At 61.4% G+C, this 22,279-nt stretch carries 24 protein-coding genes and 2 pseudogenes; 11 read left to right on the forward strand and 15 right to left on the reverse strand.

The window, feature by feature from the left end:
• Nucleotides 1-2,294 (forward strand): autotransporter outer membrane beta-barrel domain-containing protein (locus AC1DQR_RS33350; RefSeq protein ID WP_477134544.1); only part of this gene is annotated, 2,294 nt, incomplete at its 5' end.
• Between the two features lie 129 nt (nt 2,295-2,423).
• Nucleotides 2,424-2,650 (forward strand): annotated as a pseudogene (locus AC1DQR_RS33355) (PAS domain S-box protein); the annotation flags it as partial.
• A 63-nt stretch (nt 2,651-2,713) separates the two neighbouring features.
• On the opposite strand, the gene AC1DQR_RS33360 reads toward AC1DQR_RS33355, so the two are convergent.
• Nucleotides 2,714-3,523 (reverse strand): tetratricopeptide repeat protein, encoded by an 810-nt coding sequence (locus tag AC1DQR_RS33360; protein WP_477134545.1) that lies wholly within the window; start codon nt 3,521-3,523, stop codon nt 2,714-2,716.
• A 7-nt stretch (nt 3,524-3,530) separates the two neighbouring features.
• Nucleotides 3,531-4,439, reverse strand: coding sequence for a non-homologous end joining protein Ku (gene ku, locus AC1DQR_RS33365; RefSeq protein WP_477134546.1), 909 nt, complete (start codon nt 4,437-4,439; stop codon nt 3,531-3,533).
• Nucleotides 4,440-4,679: 240 nt separating this feature from the next.
• Here ku and AC1DQR_RS33370 point away from each other — a divergent pair, with 240 nt between their 5' ends.
• The 3 genes from AC1DQR_RS33370 to AC1DQR_RS33380 are packed head-to-tail and all read left to right on the forward strand — an operon-like array spanning nt 4,680 to nt 7,738.
• Nucleotides 4,680-4,904: a DUF2188 domain-containing protein gene (locus AC1DQR_RS33370; protein WP_477134547.1), complete on the forward strand. Its 225-nt coding sequence runs from the start codon at nt 4,680-4,682 to the stop codon at nt 4,902-4,904.
• A 32-nt stretch (nt 4,905-4,936) separates the two neighbouring features.
• A complete protein-coding gene (ligD, locus tag AC1DQR_RS33375; protein ID WP_477134548.1) occupies nt 4,937-7,474 on the forward strand; it encodes a DNA ligase D in 2,538 nt (845 codons plus the stop codon).
• 18 nt (nt 7,475-7,492) lie between these two features.
• Nucleotides 7,493-7,738 carry a hypothetical protein gene (locus AC1DQR_RS33380; protein ID WP_416047007.1) on the forward strand — a complete coding sequence of 82 codons (246 nt, stop codon included), beginning with the start codon at nt 7,493-7,495 and terminating at the stop codon, nt 7,736-7,738.
• Nucleotides 7,739-7,903: 165 nt separating this feature from the next.
• On the opposite strand, the gene AC1DQR_RS33385 is transcribed toward AC1DQR_RS33380, so the two are convergent.
• Together AC1DQR_RS33385 and AC1DQR_RS33390 are read right to left on the reverse strand one after the other, a co-directional pair.
• On the reverse strand, nt 7,904-8,299 hold the full coding sequence (locus AC1DQR_RS33385; protein ID WP_416047008.1) for a VOC family protein: 396 nt from the start codon (nt 8,297-8,299) through the stop codon (nt 7,904-7,906).
• A gap of 77 nt (nt 8,300-8,376) precedes the next feature.
• Nucleotides 8,377-8,793, reverse strand: coding sequence for a 4-oxalocrotonate tautomerase (locus tag AC1DQR_RS33390; RefSeq protein ID WP_416047009.1), 417 nt, complete (start codon nt 8,791-8,793; stop codon nt 8,377-8,379).
• A gap of 102 nt (nt 8,794-8,895) precedes the next feature.
• On the opposite strand from AC1DQR_RS33390, the gene AC1DQR_RS33395 reads away from it, so the two are divergent.
• Nucleotides 8,896-9,540, forward strand: coding sequence for a TetR/AcrR family transcriptional regulator (locus AC1DQR_RS33395; protein WP_477134549.1), 645 nt, complete (start codon nt 8,896-8,898; stop codon nt 9,538-9,540).
• A gap of 283 nt (nt 9,541-9,823) precedes the next feature.
• On the opposite strand, the gene AC1DQR_RS33400 is transcribed toward AC1DQR_RS33395, so the two are convergent.
• The 4 genes from AC1DQR_RS33400 to AC1DQR_RS33415 all read right to left on the reverse strand — a co-directional run bounded on the left by AC1DQR_RS33400 (nt 9,824) and on the right by AC1DQR_RS33415 (nt 11,693).
• Nucleotides 9,824-10,549 carry a hypothetical protein gene (locus AC1DQR_RS33400; protein ID WP_477134550.1) on the reverse strand — a complete coding sequence of 242 codons (726 nt, stop codon included), beginning with the start codon at nt 10,547-10,549 and terminating at the stop codon, nt 9,824-9,826.
• A 48-nt stretch (nt 10,550-10,597) separates the two neighbouring features.
• A complete protein-coding gene (locus AC1DQR_RS33405; protein WP_477134551.1) occupies nt 10,598-11,176 on the reverse strand; it encodes a TIGR02391 family protein in 579 nt (192 codons plus the stop codon).
• Nucleotides 11,173-11,406, reverse strand: a complete 234-nt coding sequence (locus AC1DQR_RS33410) for a hypothetical protein (protein WP_416047012.1) — start codon at nt 11,404-11,406, stop codon at nt 11,173-11,175. The genes AC1DQR_RS33405 and AC1DQR_RS33410 overlap by 4 nt, the downstream gene beginning before the upstream one ends.
• A gap of 101 nt (nt 11,407-11,507) precedes the next feature.
• Nucleotides 11,508-11,693, reverse strand: a complete 186-nt coding sequence (locus AC1DQR_RS33415) for a hypothetical protein (protein ID WP_416047013.1) — start codon at nt 11,691-11,693, stop codon at nt 11,508-11,510.
• Between the two features lie 1,082 nt (nt 11,694-12,775).
• Between AC1DQR_RS33415 and AC1DQR_RS33420 the strand changes: the two genes are divergently transcribed.
• Nucleotides 12,776-12,910 carry a phage integrase family protein gene (locus AC1DQR_RS33420; protein WP_416047262.1) on the forward strand — a complete coding sequence of 45 codons (135 nt, stop codon included), beginning with the start codon at nt 12,776-12,778 and terminating at the stop codon, nt 12,908-12,910.
• A 111-nt stretch (nt 12,911-13,021) separates the two neighbouring features.
• Here AC1DQR_RS33420 and AC1DQR_RS33425 read toward each other — a convergent pair whose 3' ends face one another.
• The 3 genes from AC1DQR_RS33425 to AC1DQR_RS33435 form a co-directional block, all read right to left on the reverse strand.
• Nucleotides 13,022-14,671 (reverse strand): transporter substrate-binding domain-containing protein, encoded by a 1,650-nt coding sequence (locus AC1DQR_RS33425; protein WP_477134552.1) that lies wholly within the window; start codon nt 14,669-14,671, stop codon nt 13,022-13,024.
• A 451-nt stretch (nt 14,672-15,122) separates the two neighbouring features.
• Nucleotides 15,123-15,443: a beta-propeller fold lactonase family protein gene (locus AC1DQR_RS33430; protein ID WP_477134553.1), complete on the reverse strand. Its 321-nt coding sequence runs from the start codon at nt 15,441-15,443 to the stop codon at nt 15,123-15,125.
• Between the two features lie 55 nt (nt 15,444-15,498).
• Nucleotides 15,499-16,287 carry a hypothetical protein gene (locus AC1DQR_RS33435; protein ID WP_416047016.1) on the reverse strand — a complete coding sequence of 263 codons (789 nt, stop codon included), beginning with the start codon at nt 16,285-16,287 and terminating at the stop codon, nt 15,499-15,501.
• Between the two features lie 695 nt (nt 16,288-16,982).
• On the opposite strand from AC1DQR_RS33435, the gene AC1DQR_RS33440 reads away from it, so the two are divergent.
• Nucleotides 16,983-17,291 carry a hypothetical protein gene (locus AC1DQR_RS33440; RefSeq protein WP_477134554.1) on the forward strand — a complete coding sequence of 103 codons (309 nt, stop codon included), beginning with the start codon at nt 16,983-16,985 and terminating at the stop codon, nt 17,289-17,291.
• A 13-nt stretch (nt 17,292-17,304) separates the two neighbouring features.
• Here AC1DQR_RS33440 and AC1DQR_RS33445 read toward each other — a convergent pair whose 3' ends face one another.
• The gene (locus AC1DQR_RS33445) at nt 17,305-17,556 is read right to left on the reverse strand and encodes a hypothetical protein (RefSeq protein ID WP_477134555.1); all 252 of its coding nucleotides are present in this window, start codon (nt 17,554-17,556) and stop codon (nt 17,305-17,307) included.
• A 329-nt stretch (nt 17,557-17,885) separates the two neighbouring features.
• A complete protein-coding gene (locus AC1DQR_RS33450) occupies nt 17,886-19,133 on the reverse strand; it encodes an outer membrane beta-barrel protein (protein WP_477134556.1) in 1,248 nt (415 codons plus the stop codon).
• 380 nt (nt 19,134-19,513) lie between these two features.
• Between AC1DQR_RS33450 and AC1DQR_RS33455 the strand changes: the two genes are divergently transcribed.
• On the forward strand, nt 19,514-19,723 hold the full coding sequence (locus tag AC1DQR_RS33455; RefSeq protein ID WP_477134557.1) for a hypothetical protein: 210 nt from the start codon (nt 19,514-19,516) through the stop codon (nt 19,721-19,723).
• Nucleotides 19,720-20,025, forward strand: a complete 306-nt coding sequence (locus AC1DQR_RS33460) for an H-NS histone family protein (protein WP_416047020.1) — start codon at nt 19,720-19,722, stop codon at nt 20,023-20,025. Before AC1DQR_RS33455 ends, AC1DQR_RS33460 begins: the two co-directional genes overlap by 4 nt.
• Nucleotides 20,026-20,265: 240 nt before the next feature.
• Here the strand turns inward: AC1DQR_RS33460 and AC1DQR_RS33465 are convergent.
• Nucleotides 20,266-20,613: pseudogene (locus AC1DQR_RS33465) on the reverse strand (IS21 family transposase); the annotation flags it as partial.
• 789 nt (nt 20,614-21,402) lie between these two features.
• Here AC1DQR_RS33465 and AC1DQR_RS33470 point away from each other — a divergent pair.
• Entirely contained in the window at nt 21,403-21,771 is a 369-nt protein-coding gene (locus AC1DQR_RS33470; RefSeq protein WP_416047021.1) for a hypothetical protein, read from the forward strand.
• Nucleotides 21,772-21,958: 187 nt separating this feature from the next.
• Here AC1DQR_RS33470 and AC1DQR_RS33475 read toward each other — a convergent pair whose 3' ends face one another.
• Nucleotides 21,959-22,279: a Rieske (2Fe-2S) protein gene (locus AC1DQR_RS33475; RefSeq protein ID WP_416047022.1), complete on the reverse strand. Its 321-nt coding sequence runs from the start codon at nt 22,277-22,279 to the stop codon at nt 21,959-21,961.

Raw genomic sequence — 22,279 nt, forward strand, 5'->3', positions numbered from 1 at the left:
ATACCTACAGCGGCGGCACGACCATCAACGCGGGCACCCTTGCGCTCACCGGTACCGGTAGTATTGCGGCGTCCGGTGGCGTCATGAACAATGGAACGTTCGATATTTCAGGCACCACCAGCGGCGCATCGATCRCSAGCCTCTCGGGGACAGGTACCGTCAGCCTCGGCGGCCGCACGCTGACGCTGACCAACGCGGCTGGCGCGTTCAGCGGGAGCATCGGCGGTGCGGGTGGCCTCACGCTCAACGGCGGCACGCAGACCCTCAGCGGCACGAATACCTACAGCGGCGGCACGACCATCAACRCGGGCACCCTTGCGCTCACCGGTACCGGTAGTATTGCGGCGTCCGGTGGCGTCATGAACAATGGAACGTTCGATATTTCAGGCACCACCAGCGGCGCATCGATCGCCAGCCTCTCGGGGACAGGTACCGTCAGCCTCGGCGGCCGCACGCTGACGCTGACCAACGCGGCTGGCGCGTTCAGCGGGAGCATCGGCGGTGCGGGTGGCCTCACGCTCAACGGCGGCACGCAGAGCCTTAGCAGCGCGAATACCTACACGGGCAACACAACGATCAATGCAGGCGTGCTCGCTCTGTCGGCCGCAGGTAGCCTTGCCTCCGGGACGAACGTGACTCTGGCGGGCTCCGGCGCACAGCTTGATCTCTCCGCAGGCGGCAACCAGTTGATCGGTAACCTGTCCGGGGTCGCAGGCAGCCGGTTGGCGCTCGGCGCCAATACCCTGACGGTGAACACCAGCGGCGCCCAGACGTTTGGCGGCAGCTTGGTCGGGACCGGCACGTTCGTGAAGCAAGGCGCGGGCAGCCTGACGCTGAATGGTGTCAGCACTAGCTTTTCTGGCACGACAACCGTCCTCGGCGGCCTGCTGGAAGTCGGCGACCTGAACGACGCCGGCGCCATGCTTGGCGGCAGCGTGACGGTCGGCTCACAAGGCACCTTGCGCGGCCATGGCACCATCTCCGGCGACGTCATCAATGGCGGCATTGTGATGCCGGGCGGCTCGATCGGCACGCTGACGGTCGGTGGCAATTACACGCAGGCCAGCAATGCCACGCTGACGATCGAGGTGAGCCCGACCGAGAGCTCGCAGCTCAGGGTAGGCGGCAGCGCCGCCCTGAACGGCACGCTCGCGGTTGTCTACGATCCGGGCACCTACACTGCGCGGCAGTACACCCTGCTCACCGCAGCCAACGGCGTGAGCGGCCGCTTTACCGGCGTCGGCAGTACGGCAGCGGTCGGAGCCAACCTTGGCACGCTGAGGCAATCCGTCAGCTATGGCACCAATGATGTCAAGCTGATACTCGATGCCGCAGCCACGCCCGATGCGCCGGTCGTCATCGCGCCGCTCGGCACCAGTATCTACACTGCGCTCGGCACAACCGCATTGATCCGCGCGCAAGCGGTCAATGCGACACTACTGGAACGGCTGAGCAGCAGCCCCGTGAAAGGTCCTGCTTCGTCTGATAGCTGGATTACCGCAATGGGCTCGCGCACGAAAGTCGGCGGCACAAATAGTCAGCCGGGCTTCCAGTCGCACCAATACGGGTTTCTTGCGGGCATCGATCATCCGATGGGCGAATCCACGCTCGGTGCCGCCGCTGGCTACATGCACACCAATTTAGGCGAGGATCGCACCGGCAGCTCGGGCATGACGGACACGCTTAGACTCGCGCTGTACGGCAACGGGTGGTACGGTCCGGTCGGCTTGGCTGCGACCGTCGGATACGGGCTCGACTTCCTGTCTCAGAAGCGGCCGTTCGGTTCGGTCGGCACCGCGGAAGGCGATCATATCGGTCAGGAGTTCACCACTGCGGCGCAGGCTAGCCTGCCGCTTACGGTGGGCGGCATCGTGTTGACGCCGAATGTGGGATTGCGCTATGCGTATTTCCACGGCAACACGTTCAGCGAAGGTGGAGCAAACGGGCAGAACCTATCCGTGGGAACGGACAACGCCCGCAGCCTGCAACCCTTTGCAGCGATCACGCTGGACAAGGCGTTTGGAGACACGGCAAAGCCGCTCAACGTAAAGCTGCGACTGGGGTACGCGCATGAGATGCTGGCGGGCGGCCGTGCTGTCACGGTGTCCGCCTTGGACGGCACGGTGTTCGTAGCCCCTGGCACGGGTCTGCCGCGCTCGTTTCTCACCACCGGCGCAAGCGTCAGCCTCCATCCGTCCAGAGCCCTGACGGTTTCCTTCGCGTTCGACGCGCTAATCAATACCGGCCATGCATCCGCACAAGCGGCAAGCGCAAAGCTCGATTACCGTTTCTGAAGCGGGATGCAGAGTTTGAGAGGGGATGAGCGCGTCCCTCCCGGGCGCCGAGTGACGTCGTGAGGGATGCTGCCCTCCACAATTGGAAGGGCCCCCTCCAGGACCGAACGGCATCGATGTGCCTAAGTGGTAGAGACTGCCGCGTCGCGGGGACATGCGGAAGACGAAGGGTGGCACGTGCGCAAGGACGGGAGCCGATTCTGGCGAATGTTGTCATTACGGCGATTCATGATGACGCCGGCACCTTGATTGGATTCGCAAAAATTACACGCGACTTGGGCCAGCGATGTAGGCTAAATGCGTTAGAGGGCGCTTGCGCAGCGTCTGCGCTCGTGCAGCAGGCACGGGAGAATGATGCAATGTCCACTTCGCTGCAGCGCATGCCAGCCTCTGCTCGCCGCAACTGACCCGCGCACTCGCTAAGTCTGCAGCCGGCGATAGGCATTGAAATGCCGGATCGCCCACATCCCGTTGCCAAGCGTTTCGTAAATTCTGGCTGCGTTGAAGTGAGCGTCGGCAAAGTCCGGTGCAAGCGTGATGCATCGCTCGTAGCTTGAGAGCGCCTCCCCTGTTCGGCTCATTTCCTCCAGGGCGACACCAAGATTGAAGTGTAGCAGCGGTTCGTCCGGCAGATATGAGACTCCGAAACGATACAGTTCCACTGCGTCGCCAAACCGGCCGGTGTCGCACAGCATGCAGCCCAGGTTGAGGTAGGGATCAAGAAATGTCGGTTCGGCCTCCAGCGCGCGACGGTATGCGGCCTCGGCTTCGATCGGCTTCTCCGTTTCCAGTTCGGCGCCGACGAGAAACCAATCTGGTGCCTCGGCTGCCGGCGCCCGCGCATCGTGCAGAGACTCCACGACTGCCGCGCCCGACTCTCCAGGCTCAAAGTCCATCAACATCTGACCCGACACGGCCTGCCATCCCCTACCCTCGCCTCTTGTCGCCACCTCGTTGCCCATCGCACGAATCCGCACACCGCTCAGCGGCTGGCCAGTGCCACGAGAGGCCTTCACCCTCGCCAGCGCGCGGATAATCAGCCGCGTTGGGATCTTGGCGCCATGCAGTGAATTGGCTGTCCGGAGAAGCACCATGTCCTGAAACGTGAACAGAAATTGGCGGCGCGGCCCGCGTGTGGGCGTGATGATTCCCTCGGAGACCAACCTAGTGGCCACCGAGCGCGGGATGCCCAGCATCGTTTCGGCGTCCTTCAGGGTGTACGTCGGCATTGGTCCGTCACTTTTTTGCCGCTGCAGCTCGCTTGGCGGGAGCCGGCGCCGGCGCCGCAGTGGCACGCTTCCCAGTCTTCTTTCTCTTGCCCTCCGCTGCAGCCGCAGAGGCCGGTGCCTTCGTTCCGCCCTGTTTCCCCCGGGCCATGCTTGCGCGCAGGGCCTCCATCAGGTCGATCACTTCGGCGCCCTCCCGTGGTTCCCGCCGCTCTTCGCTCACGGTGATCTTTTTGCCCGCGATCTTCTTGTCGATCGCTGCCAAGATGCGGTCTTTCTCCTCATCCTTGTAGGCCGTGGGGTCGTACCCGTCCACCGAGTTCTGTTCGATCAGCTGTTTAGCCAAAGCCAGCTCGGCTGGCTGAATCTCGGCTTTCTCCACGTGCAGATCCAGCATCGATCGGACCTCGGCAGCGTAGAGCAGTTGCTGGAGCACCAAGCCCTCGTCGACCGCCCGCACCTGCACCATGTACTGCTTGCCTTTCCAGACCCACCGCGCGAGCGCGCAGGTCCCCGTCTTTCGCATGGCTTCGGCCAGCAAGTTGTATGGCTTACCACCGCGCTTGTCCGGCCCCAGGTAGTAGGCTTTGTCGAAATAGATGGGGTCGACGGCTCCGGCCGGCATGAACGACACGATATCGATCGTGTGCTTCGCCTCGTCTTCTAGCGCCTTCAGTTCGTCCGGCTCAAACACAGCGTAGTGGTCAGCTTCGAACTCATAGCCTTTGACCATCTCGGACCGCTCAACCACCACATCTTCGCGGATGCACACATACTGCTGCTTGAGCCTGGAACCGCATCCCTTGTGCAGCAGATTGAAGCCGACCCCCGAGTTGCTTTCCGTGGCACTGAAGATCTTCACGGGGATCGACACAAGGCCGAAGCTGAGAGAGAGGGAAGCAATGGAACGGGCAGCCATGGCGATCTCCTTGCAGGTCGGGAGTACATCGATCTAGCTTAGATCGTGCCCGCCGAATCGGCGGTGTTCCACTGTCACTTTGCGGATAGGCGAGCACTTCCTGGAAAAACATGTGCATGTAATTTCTGTCGGACCTGCATGGCGACCAGTGCCATACCACGTGTCGGACAGCGGCCTATTGCCGCTTCCATGGGACGGGGAAATACTGCGATTACAGAAGACGAGGAAACGGAGACGATCATGGCGAACAAGAATGTGCACGTCGTTCCACACGGCGATCAATGGCATGTCCTGCGCGGGGGCGCCCACGAGCCCTCTTCTGCGCATGACGACCTAGAGGACGCCATCGCGGCCGGCACGGCGGAGGCAAAGCAGGACAAGGTGGAGTTGCTGGTCCATGGGCGAGATGGGCAGATCCGCATGCGCAACAGCTACGGGGACGATTCCCGCGGCGTGAGAGGGTAATGCCCGCGCCGCCCGGTCTGTGAACTCAGTCCATGACTAAGTCGGCCTCTTCCAACGCGCGGACCCTGGAGCGATACCGTCAGAAGCGTGATTTCGCCGCGACGACGGAGCCGAGCGGCCAGGTGTCCGCCGCGGGCGCCGCCAGCGGCGCGCTGAGCTTTGTCATGCAGAAGCATGCGGCTCGCCGGCTCCACTACGACTTTCGTCTCGAACTGGAGGGTACCCTCAAGAGTTGGGCGGTCCCCAAGGGACCCAGCCTGGATCCCGCAGAGAAGCGAATGGCCGTGCACGTCGAGGATCACCCGCTGGATTATGCGAGCTTCGAAGGCGTGATCCCGCCCAAGGCATACGGGGCCGGCACTGTCATCGTTTGGGATCGAGGGACGTGGATGCCGGTCGGTGATCCGGTGGCTGGCTACCGGAGCGGCAAGCTGAAGTTCGAGTTGCAAGGTGAGAAGCTACATGGCCATTGGACCTTGGTCAGGATGCACGGCCGCGGCGACGAGCGTCAGGATCCGTGGCTCTTGATCAAGGAGCGGGATGCGTTTGCGCGCTCTGCCGCAGAGTACGACGTCACCGAAGCCCTGCCGGACAGCGTATTGGCCCAGGGCAACAGCAAATCGGCTGCCGGCGGCAACGCAAAGATTGCCGTGCCAAAGCAGCGTCGCTCGCGGCAAGGACAGGGCCGACAGGTACTACCCGCTACGGCATGCCCTGCCCCCCTTCCGCTTGCGTTGGCCCCGCAGCTGGCGACGCTCGCTTCAACGGTGCCGCGCAACGCCGAACAATGGGCCTATGAGATCAAGTTCGACGGCTATCGGTTGTTGGCAAGGGTCGACGCCGATGACGTCCGTCTCTTCACAAGAAATGGCCATGACTGGACATCGCGCCTCAAATCGCTTGCGGCGGAGATACGCGCTCTTGGCCTCGGCTCCGCCTGGTTGGATGGGGAGATCGTGATACTCAGCGACAAGGGCACCACGGACTTCCAGGCGCTGCAGAATGCCGTTGATAGATCGAAGGTGGAGGACATCCAGTACTTCGTCTTTGACCTCCCCTTCTTCCAAGGCCACGACCTACGACAGGTTCCGTTGGCCGAGCGCGGGGCGCTGCTCAAGGCGGTGATAGCCGTGCCAGCAGCGACACGAGTCAGGTACAGCGAGGCCTTTGAGGGCACGCCTGACGACCTTCTTGCCGCAGCGTGCCAGATGGGCCTGGAAGGTCTGATTGGCAAGCGCGTCGACGCGCCCTATGTCTCCGCCCGAGCGCCCAGCTGGATCAAGCTCAGATGCAAACAGCGGCAAGAATTCGTCATCTGCGGATTCACAGCCCCGAAGGGTAGCCGACAAGGCCTCGGCGCGCTCCTGCTTGGCGTGCACGATGAAACCGGGAAACTGCACTACGCGGGCAGCGTTGGCAGCGGTCTGGATTCGCGCATGCTGACCAAGTTGCTCGCGATGTTGACCGGACTGGAAGTGCCAGTCTGCCCGTTTGGAAAGCTACCACCGCGCGTAGTCGCCCGATGGGTCAAGCCGAAGCTGGTGGCCGAGATCTCGTTCGCCGAGTGGACCAAAGAAGGCCGAATCCGGCATCCCGTCTTCCATGCCTTGCGTGCTGACAAGGCCGCGGGCACCGTGACAAGGGAGCGGCCAGTCGATGTGGAACAGCCCCGGCCTCGGCCAGCGCGCTCGGTCAAGGTATCCAACGCGGAGCGCGTGATTGATCCAGCGACCGGGCTGACGAAAGGCGACCTGGTCGGATTCTACGAAGCCATCGCGCCGCACCTGCTGCCTCATCTCCGCGGGCGCCCTGTGTCCTTGGTGCGCGGGCCAACGGGCATCGACGGCGAGCTGTTCTTTCAGAAGCACGCCGAGACCATCAAGATCCGTGGGATCAACGTCCTCGATGCCAGCCTATGGGCGGGACATCCGCCGCTCCTTGAGATCGCCAGCGAGACGGCCATCGTTGCCGCTGCGCAGCTGAATGTGATTGAGTTTCACACTTGGAATGCCACCAAGAGGACCATCGACAAGCCAGATCGGATCATCTTCGATCTGGACCTCGGCGATGACGTGCCATGGCGGCACATGCTTGACGCCGCCGTGCTGACGAAGACGTTGCTGGATGAGCTTGGACTGGTGAGCTTTCTCAAGACCAGTGGTGGCAAAGGCCTGCATGTCGTTGTTCCCATCGCGCCCAAACTGCCGTGGACCACGGTGAAGAAGTTCTCACAAGATGTCGTTCTTCATATCGCCCAGACCATTCCGCAGCGCTTCGTTTCTAAGAGCGGGTCGCGCAATCGCGTGGGTAAGATCTACATCGACTACCTGCGCAACGGCCAAGGTGCGACGACGGTGTCCGCATTCTCAGCCCGCGCACGGCCAGGTCTCGGGGTTTCGATGCCGGCATCCTGGAAGGAACTGGAGGAACTGACAGCGGGCGATCATTGGACGATCCAGACCGCCCTGCAGCGCGTGGACGCCGCCGGYTACGTGGATCCGTGGGCGGAGTACGCCGATACTAGAAAGGTGCAACAAATTGGTACGGCCATCCGCAAGCTGGCTGGCTAGTCGATTGGAGGATTTGTCATGGCAACCCTTGAGGCGTTTCCTACCGCGGAGCGCGATGCCTTTACCAGCGCTTGCCGTCGATACGGATTCATCGCGGCGGACTTCAGCGTCTGGGACATGGCTGAGAAACAGGTTCGCCTGGTCAGCGTACTGAGACCAGAGACAGGCACTCTGATGCACTATGCAGCAGGGTCTCGTGATTCTTGGTCGACCAAATTCGAGCACGACCTGGCCATCCGGGTCTTCGGAGACGCCCCCGAGTAAAACCTCGACGCTGCCCCCTCTGCGAAGTGCTCGTTATCGTGCCCTACCACCCGGCTGCCCACCGACTCTTACCGACCCACTGCGGACCTTCGACCTGCTCCGAAGGAGACATTAACCAAGAAATTGGTACTCAACAGCAGCCTTGGACAGGGCGCGCGAACAATCTCACTCCGTGCAGTTCAGCATCCACTGAACGCCGAAACGATCGGTCAACTTGCCGTAGTAGTCCCCCCAAGGCTGTATGCCCAAGGGAGTTGTGATTGTCCCGCCAGCAGCCAAGGCTTGAAAGAGCTTGTTCGTGGAATGTCGATCGTCCATCGCCAGTAAGTGCGCTGAGCCCCGCATGGGCTCAGCGTCATCGTTGTCTGAGGCATAGAAGATCAGGCCTGGCCCCTCGAATTTGGCGTGCATGACTCGTCCGCGCATGGCCTCGTTCTTTGCAGGCATGCCATCAACACCGTAGCGCAGCACCTCGACGACACGGCCGAGACCGCATCGCGTATAGAAGGCCAGTGCTTGATCACAGGTCGTGGTGAAGAATAGATAGTTCGATAGTTGCATGATGGTGTACCTAGAAGGAGCCAGGCTGCGACACTGTCGTCCTCGCTCCGAGAGATCGCCTTGCTATCCCGGCTATGTCAGGTCGCAGCAGCACCTTCGCCAAGCTGCGCATTGGTAAGGGCCATCCCAGCAATGCCCCAGGTCCCATCGACAGCGTGCACCACATTGACCCAAATGCGTTCCTTCGGATGCTGCGCACCTGACAGCTCATGGATGATGCGCGTGGCTTCGTCGATGTACCCGACTTGAACCTCGCGGTCGGCAAATGCAAAGGACGGAACCTTCCATTCGACGAAGGCCACGGAGGCCTCCTTCGATCCGGAGTACGTATGTTCTTTCGGCAATATGTGGATCGAACCTACGATGTTGGGCGTCATCGACTCATTTCCCGATAGTCCGTGCCACTTGAGCATGGCATCGGACAGGCGGCGGAACGCGACTCTTTCTTGGCCTTTGGGAAGAACGCCCTCGGTGAGGGTGAGCGTTAGCGGCATGGGCTACTCCAGGTGAAGGAATGGGCGTCGAACTCGCGCGCTGCCTGCAGCAGGGCTATTTCAAGTAACGATCGTTATCTTATAATAAATAACGATCGTGTTTTGAGCAACTACAATCGTCAGCTTCTCAAGTTGAAGGAGGGCCTCATGGTGTCAAGATCCGAGCAAAAGGTGCAAACGCGGCAGCGCATCCTGGAGGCGGCAGGGCGCGTGTTCCGAAAGGGTGGATTCGCCGGGGTCGGGGTAGACGGCTTGGCGAAGGAAGCAGGCGTGACGTCGGGAGCGTTCTATGCCCACTTCGACTCCAAAGCGGAAGCATTCCGGGAATCGGTGGCACTGGGCATGGCTGAATTGCGTGGCGGCGTGCAGTACTTCCAAGCGCGGCATGGACGCACTTGGTGGACAGAGTTCGTGCGCTTCTATCTGAGCGCCAAGCGTAAGTGCGATTTGACGGAGAGTTGCACGCTGCAGACCATGCCGACTGAATTGGCGCGATCGGATGAATCCTCTCGTGCATCGTTTGAGACGGCTTTGCGTGACGTTGCACAGGCGATCGTCGATGGTCCCAGCTCACCGGGTGCACCGCGGGACATTGGAGCGGCTTGTGCAGCACTCGCCTCGCTTGTCGGTGCCGTCACGCTGGCGCGTGCTGTGGGGAGTGAAGCCTTCGCTGATCAGATTGCTCTAGGGGCAGAACACGCATTGCTCCGGGGGGGCGGCAGGAAGCGATCAATCAAGGTCGCCTAAGCGAGGACTCGAAGACGCACGCTCGGGGTACATCGAGAGACCCGGCCGAACGTCGCTTTGTGGCCGGTTGGCGACGCTGGCGGCAGTCAGGCGGTCTCGGTCGCGGCGGCGGGCCAAGTGTGGTAGCCCCCGGTGCGGGCCTTTTTATCGATCTTGCGATGCCAGCCGTCATGTCGGAATGCCGTCATTGAAACTATCGAACCACTCCCGGATCGCGTCGGCCACAACGCTTGGATCGCAAGTGGCGGCATCCGGAACGCATGCCCGAATGAGACCTTCGACGTCAAATCTTCCTTCCACCCGTGCCGGCCAGGCATCGCGGTCGCTGGCTAGGATAGCGAGGTGCTGGTCTCGGATCGGTATGTAACGCATGGTGGAGGCAGGAAATGGAGTTACCTCGCATTGACGGCCGCCTCGCCGATATCTTGAGTTCGCGGGCTAGCCGCTTGAAACGTTCAAAACTGCGCCGGAATCGATTGAGATCGCTCACCGTTATCCAGGCGATGCTTTCTGTAATCGTCGACATGCCGGCGTTGGTGATACCGATGGAGGTGATCGCGGGAATCCCCGATAGGCCGCGCCACACCTCGTCAAGATCTGGGCTGAGGCCAAGGCCATAGGTACATTCGGAGAAGCATTTCCATGGAAGCGCCAGATCAATTTCCGAAACTGCAGCGTCGGCCGTCTCGGGTAACGGCTTATCTTCCTCGCGGTGAAAGATTACGGAAGTGAGCCGGCCATGCTTCGGGCTTAGATATCGCTGGGCGTGAGGGTTGGTGAAGACCGGATAGGTAAGAATCCGATCTGGATACACCCGTGCAAGGCGGTGCCACTGCTCCCTCGGTTGCGCTACACATACGTTTGGGTCACCAGCTCCACGCTGATAGGTCTGGAGATACAGATCGCGATACGGCGCGCCATGATCGACCCCGTGCGACAACTCAAAGGACGGGCTCAAGACCTCGCTGTTGTCGAACGTTGCAGTAATTTCCGGCATATCTTGCTGCATATCTCCTCACTTGAAAACACCTGCCTACATGGACCATTACCACCCAGGTCAGATCCTCGGCGGCATGCTTGCGTCATCTAGGCGACGATGAATTAGCGATACCAGCGTGAGCAGGTCCTCTGCGTCTCGTTGCGTCATGTCCCAGAGGATCTTGGGTGTGTGCGCGGTTGGATTGCGGAACATCCCGAATACGCCCTTCACCAGGGTCGCGAACCCGCGCTGCTCGCTCCATTGGCTTTCGTCGGCCAACTCATTGATGGCTAGCATCGGAGGATTCCCCGTGAGCCCACGGTCGACAAGTAACGCACCGTCGTCCACCAGTCCCGTTTTGTCGCGAATCTTGGCCCCGATACTCTTCGTTGCCTCCAGTACGGCCTGAAAATAGTTGTCCGCGACAAGCTCTGCTCGACAAAACGACAGGACATCCTCGTGCAGGCCGCGGGCAGCCAGATCCGTTCGAAGCGAGTCCGCCCTGCGTTTTGCATCGGCCAGTGTAGAAACACCATCGCTCTCGGTGAGCGCACCCGTGGGCTCTACCTGGAGAGCGGCAAATGCCAAGGCGCGGTTTAGATTCGCCCGCAAAGGTTCAAACCGATGGGCTTCATGTGCAAAACGCTCAGGCTTCATCGCGAACCGTATGAAAGCCAGTAGTTGCGCCGATGGCCGAGCTGGTTCTGACAGTGTGCGAACGCATTGAACAAGCGCTTCCACTTCGTCATCACCGGATCGCTGTCCGTGATGTGGGCTTTGACCAATAGATACGCGATCTCCGAGCCCGTGAGACCCTCTCCGGTGTCGCCCAAGGCCCGCGCGATCGCTTCCAATTGGCTAGCCGTGAATGTGATGTTGCCAGTCATGCCGACGGTTCACTCCCTTTTCCACTGCCCCTTCGCACGGCTGCTTGCGCATGCCAACAAAAAAGCCTCCCGAAGGAGGCTTCTGACAAACTGGTTTGAACTTAGCTAGCGCCGCGAATACGCCGGCCGACCAGCACAGACCCGTGCACCGTCGGCTCTTCAATCTTGCTGCGTCGAGCCGCCGCGGTGCGCGTGACCAGGGCGAACGCCGCCAATCGCGCACGAATTGCTTCCGGCGACTCAAACTGCCCGTTCTTGCGAACGCGGCGGGTGATGTTTGCTTTCATGGTCTGGCTCCCTCGGCTGCTGCAGACAGTTCGTCTCGCAGGTCCCGTTCAAGTCTCTCAATTTTACCTTTTTCTTGACTTCGCGGTGGAATCCAAGTTCTTTGTAGTAGGCCACCAGTTCCGGTATCGGGCGCTGCAGTGACGCGACGGTGCACCCGAACGCGGCGGCGCAAAATTCCAGATAACGAATCGCCACTTTGGCCACGTGGCCCTTGAGTGGATTAGGATCTGGCGCGCGGCTTAGTAGATGTATGGAGGCAACCACATGCCCGTTGCTGATGCGGTCCAGGATCAAGGCACACAGGCTAGGTGCCGCACCCGGCACTTCGGCATGCACCGCAGCTTCCACGCGGCGAGGCCGACGCCGTGCTCGCGTGAGTTCGCGTTCCCACGACCACCCAGGAATGAAACCGCCCACGATCCATTTGTCGGCGTCCGCCACGTCACCCCGACTGATTGGCCGAAACACGACTCGCAGACCGAGCTCAATCGACAAGGCTTCCGAAGCCGATTGTCCAGCGAGTTGGCGGCGCAATGCGCAACGCTGCTCGACATCTTCCCAGACTGCGCGGTTAGCGGCCGCCTGGGAGGTCGCGGACGTCATCGAGCCTGAGGGGGAAGCCAGTAGCGCCCAGGCGGCGACCGACAGCGAGGCCACCGCACGCGCCTTCGCCGGCCACTCGAAAGTCCGCCGCGTGACGGCCTGGCTGCGCACGGAGCTGGCCGCCGCCGCTAGCCGCGCCGAGCGTTACGGCATGGCCCGGCTGGTGCGGGTGGATTTCCGCCAAATCGCGCGCCCGGGCGAGGGCCTGCCCTCGTTGGAAGACTCGCCGCCAGCGCGGGGCTGGACGGCTTCAGCCAGGCCGAGCAGCTGGACACCTACCGCGCTCGCTTCGGCAAGGCGCTGGAACGCGAAACAAAGCGGGCCAAGTTGATGCGCCAGCGGCTGGAAGCCGTGGATTGGTTGGAAGCGAAGTGCGCACAGCCGGTCCTGATCGAGGATGGCTGCCGCGCCTGGCTAGCCGACACGCTGGCCGGCCGGCTCGAGTCGGCGGGGGTGGCCACCGTCGGCGAGCTGGTCGATCGCATCAACAGCCTGTGCCGGCTGGAGCCGCACGGTCGCTGGAATCGGAATCGGCAAGGCGCGCGCGATCGAGGCATTCCTGCAGGCCCACGCCGACCCTCTTCATGGCTATATGTGCGCGACACAGGAATAGGCGCAATGAGGGTAGCTCCCACACGACGAGAGTGCGAACAAGGAAGCGGCAGCCCGCTAGTCACCCGGCCCCTCGGGGGACGGGTCTTGATCTGTTTAAACCGGTTTCACGCTATTGCCATCTCCGGCATTCGCCGGAAAGACCTCCGGCATTGCCAGTTGCTTTCGCTCCAGCGGGATCCTTGCACGCGATCCAGTGTTCCCTATATGTGCCTTTAACCGCCATCATCGGCCCAGCGATCGTGCTACGCCCATGCGGGCCAACATATTCAAGACCGATATCGTTCTTCGCGCAATCGCTGGATTGCACCCCCGCCCCCGTAAAGCAGAAGCTGACGGCAACCCTGTACCCACATGAGTTCACGAGGAACATGAAAGTCTTGTTGCTGGTCGTGTCGAAACGGACACAATCACTGCTACTGGCCACGGAGACCCAATGCTCAGGCGCCTTACTGGCGGCGGATCCTCCGGAGCCCCCTCGCCCGTCGGCGGGGGCGACCGAAGTGAGGCCGTTGGTCGATAAGTTGGCATTGGACGTGCCCGCAGGGCCGCCGTAGCCCGCTTGCGGAGTAGCAGCGGCTGGGTTCCGAGCGGCGACCTGCCCGGTGGAGCGGTTGGATGGTACGGCGGATCCCGAGCCCTGGATCGCGCTTGACGAATTGCCTTGCAGCGCATTCCCAACCATCGCCAGGTTTGCAGAGTTCTTAGTACCCGCACCCGCCATTCCTTTGGCCACGGCGCCGAGCATTCCCAGCAGTCCATTGCCTTTCCCACTGGAATTCTCGGCTGGCTCGTCGTCAGGGGGCGCTGGCGTTGTGTAGGTCTGTTGCTGCGCCACGGATGGCGGCGCTTGCACCTTAAACGGGTCGTCCGTCAGGCTCGCGCGGTACGCTGCTGGCCCGTCGTCATTGGGTCGCGCCCAAGCCGCCTTCGTGGCGTCGCTTGCGGGCAAGTTGATGGACGCCTTAACGGACGGGATCTTGCTCTCGAACCATCGCGAGTAGATCTGAGCAATCTCACCGGAAGCCATCATCTGGCCTAGCGTCTGGTTCACGAAAGCTTCGAGTTCGCCGTCTTGGCGCATGGCAATCGCTATCGGCGTGCGGAATATGGCTTCACCGGTGTACGCGTAGCCGTCCGGCTGTGAAGATCGCGCAATCAGATTGGCCAGTGAATAGTCGTCGGCCACGATGCCCACGGCTTGGCCCTCGGCAAGCTTCTGGAACGCGTCCGGCAGTGTTTCGGAGGAAGACGACTGGAGGTTCACCGAATAGACCTTGTTAAAACGTTCGATAAGTCTTGCGTCGTCCTTGCCTGCGACCGCAACGGTTTTCCCATTCAGGTCTACAGCGAATCTCACCCCTAAGTCTCTGGGCGTGACGAAACGGGTCTCAGAAACGTAAGTAACATACGAAAATGCAAGCGCCTTGCGGGCCGCTGCCGACTGGACCATTGCACCGCAATAGAGATCCGTCTCGCCATCTACCAGGCCCGGGCCGCGAGTCTGGAGAACCGTTTTGACCGCGAGCTTCTTGAGTTCCAGCTTGCTCTGCAATGCCTGCGCAAGCCGCTTGCAAAGGGCAACCATGTAACCAGCGGCATTCCCTTTGTCGTCAACATAGGACAGTGGCGCGCTAGACTTCGCAAAGCCAATCGTGACGGCCTTCGTGCGAGCGACCTTCTCCATCGTAGATTCGTCGGCATGAGCCTGCGCCGCAAGGGTGACGAATACCACTGTTGCGACCTTGATTATGCTTTTCAAAGCACGTATTCCTGAGATGATTTTGGGTTCCGGCTCAGCTATTGCTGCCGAGCTTGGGTCTCGGGAGTATCACATTTTCACAAATCCCAAACATCCCACAAATGGGTAGTAGACGGTGAGAGGCCTGCAGTATTTCCCAATGGTTAGTGAAGACGACGCATGGCCGATGGCCATCTTGTGACTTATCGGCACATTGCACCCTCCTTGCAGTGATGAAGTTGGCACGGCGAGGCAGGTCGACAGCGGCAAGAGGTAGCGGCAGATGTGGAGCGTCACTCAACGTTGAACCAGCTGCCCTTGTCCGGCCACGGTGGAGCGCGTTCCCGCTCATTCAACTTTGAACCGGCGGTTCACCTATCTTTGAACTTTCTCGACCCTGATGAGGAATACGCCGTGCGCCTAAGGGTGAGTGACCTTGTAAGGGCGGCGGGCCGGCCGGCCCGCCATCGCCTCACGGTTTTGGCTCAACAATCGCGACAGCAGTATTGACGTTGCCCGTGGCAAACGGGCTTCCAGGAACCGGGGTCAGGCTGCCGGTTGAACCGTCGATTGCGAAACCGTAGAGGGAGCCGGACAACGACGGGGTATAGAGATAGCGGCCATTGGGCTCAATGCTCAGACGTTGCCCGTTGAAACCGACCGTCGTCGGTGCAAGTGCCGCCACCGGCAGCCCGTCTGATGACGCTGGGTCCAAGCGGTAGCCCACGATGGAATTGCTCCAGGTCCTCAACACATACGCAAAATTTCCCGACGGGGTGATCGCAATGTCCACCGGCGTAAGTGCCGTGTGCCGTCGTCGGGAAGCTGTTCACCGTCGCTGCGGCCGGCTAGGCCGCCACGGTTACCGCATAAGGCGTGGCGCCCTGCTGCGGCGTGGGCATGGTGAATCCGCCATTGGCATTGACCACCTGTGTGTCGCCGTTGGTGTCGGCCAGTTGCAGGCTCTTGCCCGAGGCCAGGCCCGAGACCGTGCCCCCGACGGTATAAGTCGGCGGCAGCGAAGCATTGCGCGACAGTGCGGCATTGGCGCACAGGCGGTCAGCCGCCGGAGCGTCGGCGCAGGCGGTCAGCACGGCCGCGCCGGCGACATAGGCCGAGGCGGGGCTCGTCACCTGGGCGCTATGGCAGTCGGCGGCCGGCGTCGCCACGAAGCTCGCGTCGTCGCACGTCCACGACCAGTTGGTCAGATCCCCTGCCCCTTCGACACCATCCGAGCGCCGCACGGCCACGGTCACGATCTGTGCGGCGCCGCCGGCCGCCACGACCACGGTCGCCGGCGTCAGTACGAGGGTGTACGACCTAGCGGGCGCGGCCTGCACCAACAGGTGCGTGACGCTGGTGATCCGTCTGCCGTCGGCCAGCGTCGCGGTGGCCGTGATGTCGGCCGCGCCCGCAGCCAGGGTCTGGACGGTGGCGTAGGTGCCGACCGGTGCCATGATCGATGCTGTGGTGGCCGGCGCCTTGTCGGAGGCGGACACGACGGTGACGATGGTCGGGTCGGAGGACTTCCAGGCAAAGCTGGCGCCCTTGATCTCGCTACCGTCGGCCGCGAGCAGCGTCGCCTTGAGCGTCAGCGTGCCGCCGGCCACCTGCGCGGCGCTGCCGGTGTCGATCATCAGGCGTGGCGGTCGGCATTTGGGGACTGTCGTCGGAACCGCAAGCGGCAAGCAGCGCTGCGGTCAACAAGGCGAGGCCAGCAGCGCGCGCGCCAGCGAGAGCGTGTGGGAACATGGACCCAAACCGTATTGATATAGAGAAGGGCCGCCTTGCCCTACTGGGTCGGCGGCCATTGGCGCCCTCCTCGGGGGCGTCTTGCGCGCGACTGTTGTGGCAGTTTTCGTATCTGATAGCTATCTAGTACCAATTTCGGGAAGCACGAGGTTTTCAGCGGCTGGCAGTGGAGTCGATTGCAATGAGTCGATGCCGCGCGCGCGATGCCGAGCACAACTGTGCAGCAACTTGCCGCACCATTCCCCACTCGTTCAAAAGAGTTTGCCGCCCCTCGAGCAGTGGCCCAGCCGTCAGATATCACAACGTTTCGCTTAGGCCCTTGCGTCGAACGCTACTGGCGTTTGAATGCAGTTCTGTGAGTGTCTTTTTCGGCATTTATCCTAATTTATTTGTAAACGATAATTTATCGTGCAAAAATAAATTAGGATAAATGCATCATGGGGCACTTATGAGAGCCTCCGCCTCCTCTGCAAGGTACACATTCCGCCGCCCGGCGCTAGCGGCGAGCTTTTGCTCTGCCCTGTCCGGTGAGGGCCTGTTGGACGCACGCTCGGGCCTATTTCTTGCCGCGGCACGGCGCATGGGCAAGTCTACGTTCGTGCGGGAAGACCTCATCCCCGCCGCCGAACAGCGCGGCTGGACGACCGTCTACGTCAACCTGTGGTCGAACAAAGCCCATGACCCCGCCAAGCTGATCGCCGATGCGATCAAGCATCGCATTGCCGATTACGACGGCGTGGCCACGAAGGCGCTTGTGGGGAGGTCCCGGCCCAGCCGCATGCCGGCCACATATGTGCCGACCGTGATTCCGGAGTCAATTGGAACCAGGGCTCGCCTGCGGGACGGCCCATTAGCGTCACACACGGAGCGTGAAGTGCGGACTGCTTAGGTTTGCTGCGAGCTCAGGACTCCATGCACCGGGCACGCGGCGCCTCGTCAGCATCCGCAGCGTCTTCGGAAATTGGCCGATTCTGCAGGCGGCTGTGCATGGCTTCGCATCGGATCAACATCGTTGCCGCGGGATCCTTTTTTCCGCCGGCAATGCCAGATTCAGCAGCGACCCGCAGATAAACTTGCCGAGAGGTAACGGCGACGATCACAAAGATGGCGCCGACGCCGACGGATCGGACTGCGATTTGGAGGTATTGCGCCATAGCGAACTTGCACCGTATAGCCGGAGATAATTGGCAGCGAGGGTGAGGCTACACGAGGATGTCTCGGGACGGTGCCACGCCGTTGCGGGATTGACACAATACTACGCTTCGCGGCGGCGAGGTTGAATAGCACGTTGAGTGACAGCACACGCTACTGGGCCAGGCCACGCGCCCTTCCCGCTGGACGGTCCCAATAGCCATGATGAGGTTTTCCCCGACGCCCGATCACGTCGTTATCGGCGTCATCGCGCGAACGCGACGCCCCCTCCTGGCCCGTGAACAGTTTCCAAAAATGGGACAACAGACTTGATTTCTTTCCAGGCGGACGCCTATAGAAGCAATCCGACCTCGAGCAAGCCGCGCACCTGCGATCGGTTGTTGCCGTCGGTACCGAAAGCCAGGCCGGGTGCGGTCTTGCGCGCGCCGACATAGGAAAACTCGGCGCGCGCAAAGACGCGCTTGTACTGATAGGTGGGTGTCACGGTGAACGACCATGCGGCGCTTCCCGGCCCGTACAGCAGGTTAGGCGCACCTCCGGTGGCACTGCCCGTTGAGCCGATGTACTCAAGTCGCACTGGCAGTTTGAAGCCCACCGCCCTCAGAGCGGCCGGGACTGCTTCGGCGCCGAAATCGTAGCTCATCAGCAACGCGCCGCCATACGTTGACGCGGACTCGTAGGCGCCGAACTGCACAAGCTTCGGCACGCGGGTGTATTGCAGGTACGGCTGGAAGGTCCAGGGGCCTTCAGTGTGCGTGTAGATCAGGTTGTAGATCTGCTGGTTGCTATAGAACAGCGGAGTCGCGGTCGTCGATACATTGGTGCGGCTGGTGTTGCCGCCCGCGATGACGGCCAGCGTGTTGGCGCTGTCGAAAGCATAGCTGGTCAACATCGATACCCAGCTGTATTGGTTCGAGTAGAAGCCATCGTTGACTGAAGCCGCAAGCGTCAGCGGCCCGGCGGCATAGTTCACCTGCGCGCCCCGGTTCACGGCATTCTCCTGATTCCACAACAGGCCGCGCTGAATGTTCATGTTCTGGAACGAGAACGTGCTCTCGGCACCGATCAGCGTTGGCAGCTTTCCGACTAACACAGAGAAATTCTCAGTGGGTGCGATCTTCAGAAAGCCCTGCGCGACGGGGCCGAAGAACGTAGGCGTGGCATCGGCGCTGCGAATGTAGGGCGCGCCGAGCATGGGAATCGAGTAGTATCCGCCCTGCAGGAAAAACTGCAGCAAGCCATCCGGCTTGTTGATGAAAACCTGTGCATTGCCAATGTCGAGTTGCCGGCTGCGGTCACTTGGCAAGGCCTTGCTTTGCACCTGGGCCAGTCCACTTGCCACACCGGTCACATAAATCGGGCCGAGACCACCCGGATTGAAGCTGGCGGCCTCGGTATTGGCACTCAGCGTGGTTGCGATGGACGGTTGGAGCGCCGGAGGCGCTGATGCCTGGACCGTGGGAGGCACACTGACGCCGACCGCCGGATCTGGCCCTTGGCTTTCTGCCCACACGTCAAAAGAAATGGCGCTCAATAGCGTGAGCGCGGTGGCGGCGCAGACGTGGACGCTTCTCTTCATCGGATGGCGTTTCGTTGGATGTTGGGGGGACGGAGCTCCGGCCTGAGCCATCTGTGCGATGCAAGTCCGGTGTCGGACATGGAATGATCCCGCTTGCGGCGCGTTTTAAGTCATGAGAAAAACGACTTGTACCCATCGTTATTAGTCGCTTTTGTCGTCGACGGCGGAGGCATACACTGCACTCTGTCAATCGGCTTATCCCTCGCCGCCTGATCGCTTTTTTCGGCTGCTGTTCTATGTGCCGCGGGGAGCAGCCAAAAGCAGGCTCCCCGATTTTCCTGGGTGCTCCTCCCGCGCCGGATCTTACGGGCGCGGGCCAACTCCCGGCGCGGGGATCCCGTTCGGCAGTCCGCACAGTCAACAACAAATAGGCCATTCCAATGAAGAGACTGATTTTGACGGGCGCCGGCCTGATGGCGTTCTCGTGCGCGCTTTCAGCCATTGCGGGTCCGGACTTCTACGTGATAGAGAAAGCGCGCGAGGCCAAGCGAGCGAAGCAGCGCGCCGCCAGCCCGCCGCAGCCCGACAGGCCGCAACCGGTGGCGACGTCCGTGTCTCCCCGCGGAGTGGTGTACAAGCGTGGCGGTTGATTCGCACCAACCATCTCGCGATTCAATTTTTCCTTGCCATGTCAATCGAAATCGAAATCGAACGCGTATCGGCCATTATCTGGGTGCGCAAGCAGATGGCCGCGCACGGCTTGTCCCTGGACGACCTGGCGGCGGCAGACTGCTTTCCAGTCTCGCAGCCGCCGGTGCTGGACGTTGCGGCTAGTTGTTACTGCAACGCCGATGGCCAGACGTGGGGCGGGCAGGGCGCAATGCCAGACTGGCTGCAACGCGCGGTGAATGCCGGCCAGACACCGGAGCATTTCCGGATCAGCCAGCCATGATGTGACGCGCCGATTGGGGCGGGGAAAGTGGGGCAACATTCCATCAGGAGAAGATAATGTTGCCTAGTAGCTCTATTGGATCGGCCTGTTCCTCCCCGGCTTGCGCCTCCACCCAGCGAGCTAAGCGCCAGACCGAGGTGAATAAACGGGCCGCAGAACAGGCCGCGACGGCAGCCTATGTCAAGCACTTGCCGGGGATGGCACCTGCCTACCTGAGCCGGCAAGGCGATAGCCCCGCTAGCGACAGCAGAACTGTGTGTACGGGTAGATTGGGACATCTGGATTCCCTTTCAGGTATTCCTTCCACAGCAACTGCAACGTCACGCCTTTGCCGCGCAGCTCGCGATGCAAGTGGGCAAAGTCCGGTGTCACCCGACCGCCCGCGCTTTCGGCCGGCTTCTACCCGCCGAACAGCCGCTGCTCCAGGGCATCCTCGTCAAGACTTTCTGCCCGCGGCCGATCCAGTCCCGACGCCTTCGCCGCATACTGCGAGACGGCGCCAACACTCACATCCGTTGCCCTGGCAATTTGCCGGTGCGACAGGCCACACGCCCACTTCAGGCGAAGCGCTTCCTTGATCTTGCGCATGATCACCTGTTTCGGCTGCTTGGCCACTCGTTTCCGGATCGTGATCACCGATCTTGCCGTCACCGCCAAGTGATCGCGTTCAGGCGAAACCGGCGATCATCTCCCGGCCGAAACAAGTGATCAGGTTGCCGAAATCGCTGATCACGCGCCCCGAAATACGCATGAAAGGAAACCCGGATGATTGTGATCGTGCCGCGGATAGAGTCGGATGACTGGCTCACCAGTCGAGATCTAGAATGGGCGCGTAGCCTCATGTGGCTCCACCCGCCCGAGCGGACGGATGCGGAGCCACCGCCGACCAAATGGCCCTGAATGTGACCTCATGAGCGCGGGTCACATGAGCGTTGCAATGAAGCAACACATCAAGAATTGAGGGCACTCGTAAGCTAGATGCGGCGCATCCTTGCCTACGGGCGGTCCCGCGACACGCCCGCTACCACTTCCAGCCCTCGACTACCCGGTCGAGGGCTTTTTTCTTGGTGAGTTGTAAAGAAGCCGGCGCTCACGGGCCTGACCAGCGTTACCGCTAACGCTGTTGAATCTGCACCTCGTTCCACATCTCCGCCAGCTTCCCCGCTATCCGAAGCAGACGCGTAGCTTCATGCGGCCCTACCCGCCCGAGTGGATGGATGCCGCGCCAGCGCAACGCACTCCCCGCTAACGAGGGGGTGAGAGCGAAGCTTTTCCTGCACCACGCTCATAGTGGCATATGCCACTATGAGCGTGGTCGCACTTCGTTTCCGGAGGAAGGCAATGGCTACATGTGTCAAAAGATACCGCAGGTCCAAGATGAGGCGCGGCCAACCATTGCAGCATGACTATGTGGCCGAGGCAACAGCAGTAGCCAAAGAGAACTATGCGCCGCTGCTCAAGATCGAAGGCCCCCTGGAAAGTGGAACTTTCACTTGGCGCGAAGAAAGGTATATCTATGTGAGTGGACTGGCCAGTACAGGCGAGCGGCGGCTCGTGGAAGTTTTCCACCTCGACGCCGGCGCCCTTACCCCGGTGTTGGCCTACGGATACCCGCCTCCCGTGCGAGATCTCTTCCCTATGGATTACGCCATCCTGCACAGCGATGATCCGTGGAATGGCGAGTTTCCTCCTGCGACAACCATGGCCAGCAGAAAGCGCTTGTCGGGGTCATCGTACTTTCCGTGAAAAAAATGGCGGTAGCGGACCGCAGGCCGGCCTGTGGCAAGGCTTCTCGGAGCAATGCATCACGCGCCGACGGAATACTTGTAAGCTCTTGATTGATAATCCCTTTCGGGTGCATACCGCCAGAAAATGCGCGGAAAGTACGATGACCCCTCCCTTGAGCAGCCGACCCGGCGCTCAAGCCTTCCCCCTAGTCCCAGCGGTCATCCTTGATCTGTACCGTGCCGCCCATGACCCGGACCGGAAAAACCGCCACTGGGTCGTAAGCCGGCGGGGACAGCGCCGCCCCCGTGATGAGGGAGAAATGCGCGCCGTGGCGCGGGCAGACGACTTCCTCACCTTCGACGTCGCCGCCACACAGAGGCTCCGACTCGTGGGAACACATGTCCTCGACGGCGTAGTAGCTGCCGCCCACATTGAATACCGCGACCTGCACGCCGTCGAGGTCAACGGTGCGGCACGTCTCGGGCTTGAATTCGTCGGCCGGAGCGACATCGATCCATTCGCTCAT

This window comes from Cupriavidus sp. 05L411, from assembly GCF_056398045.1.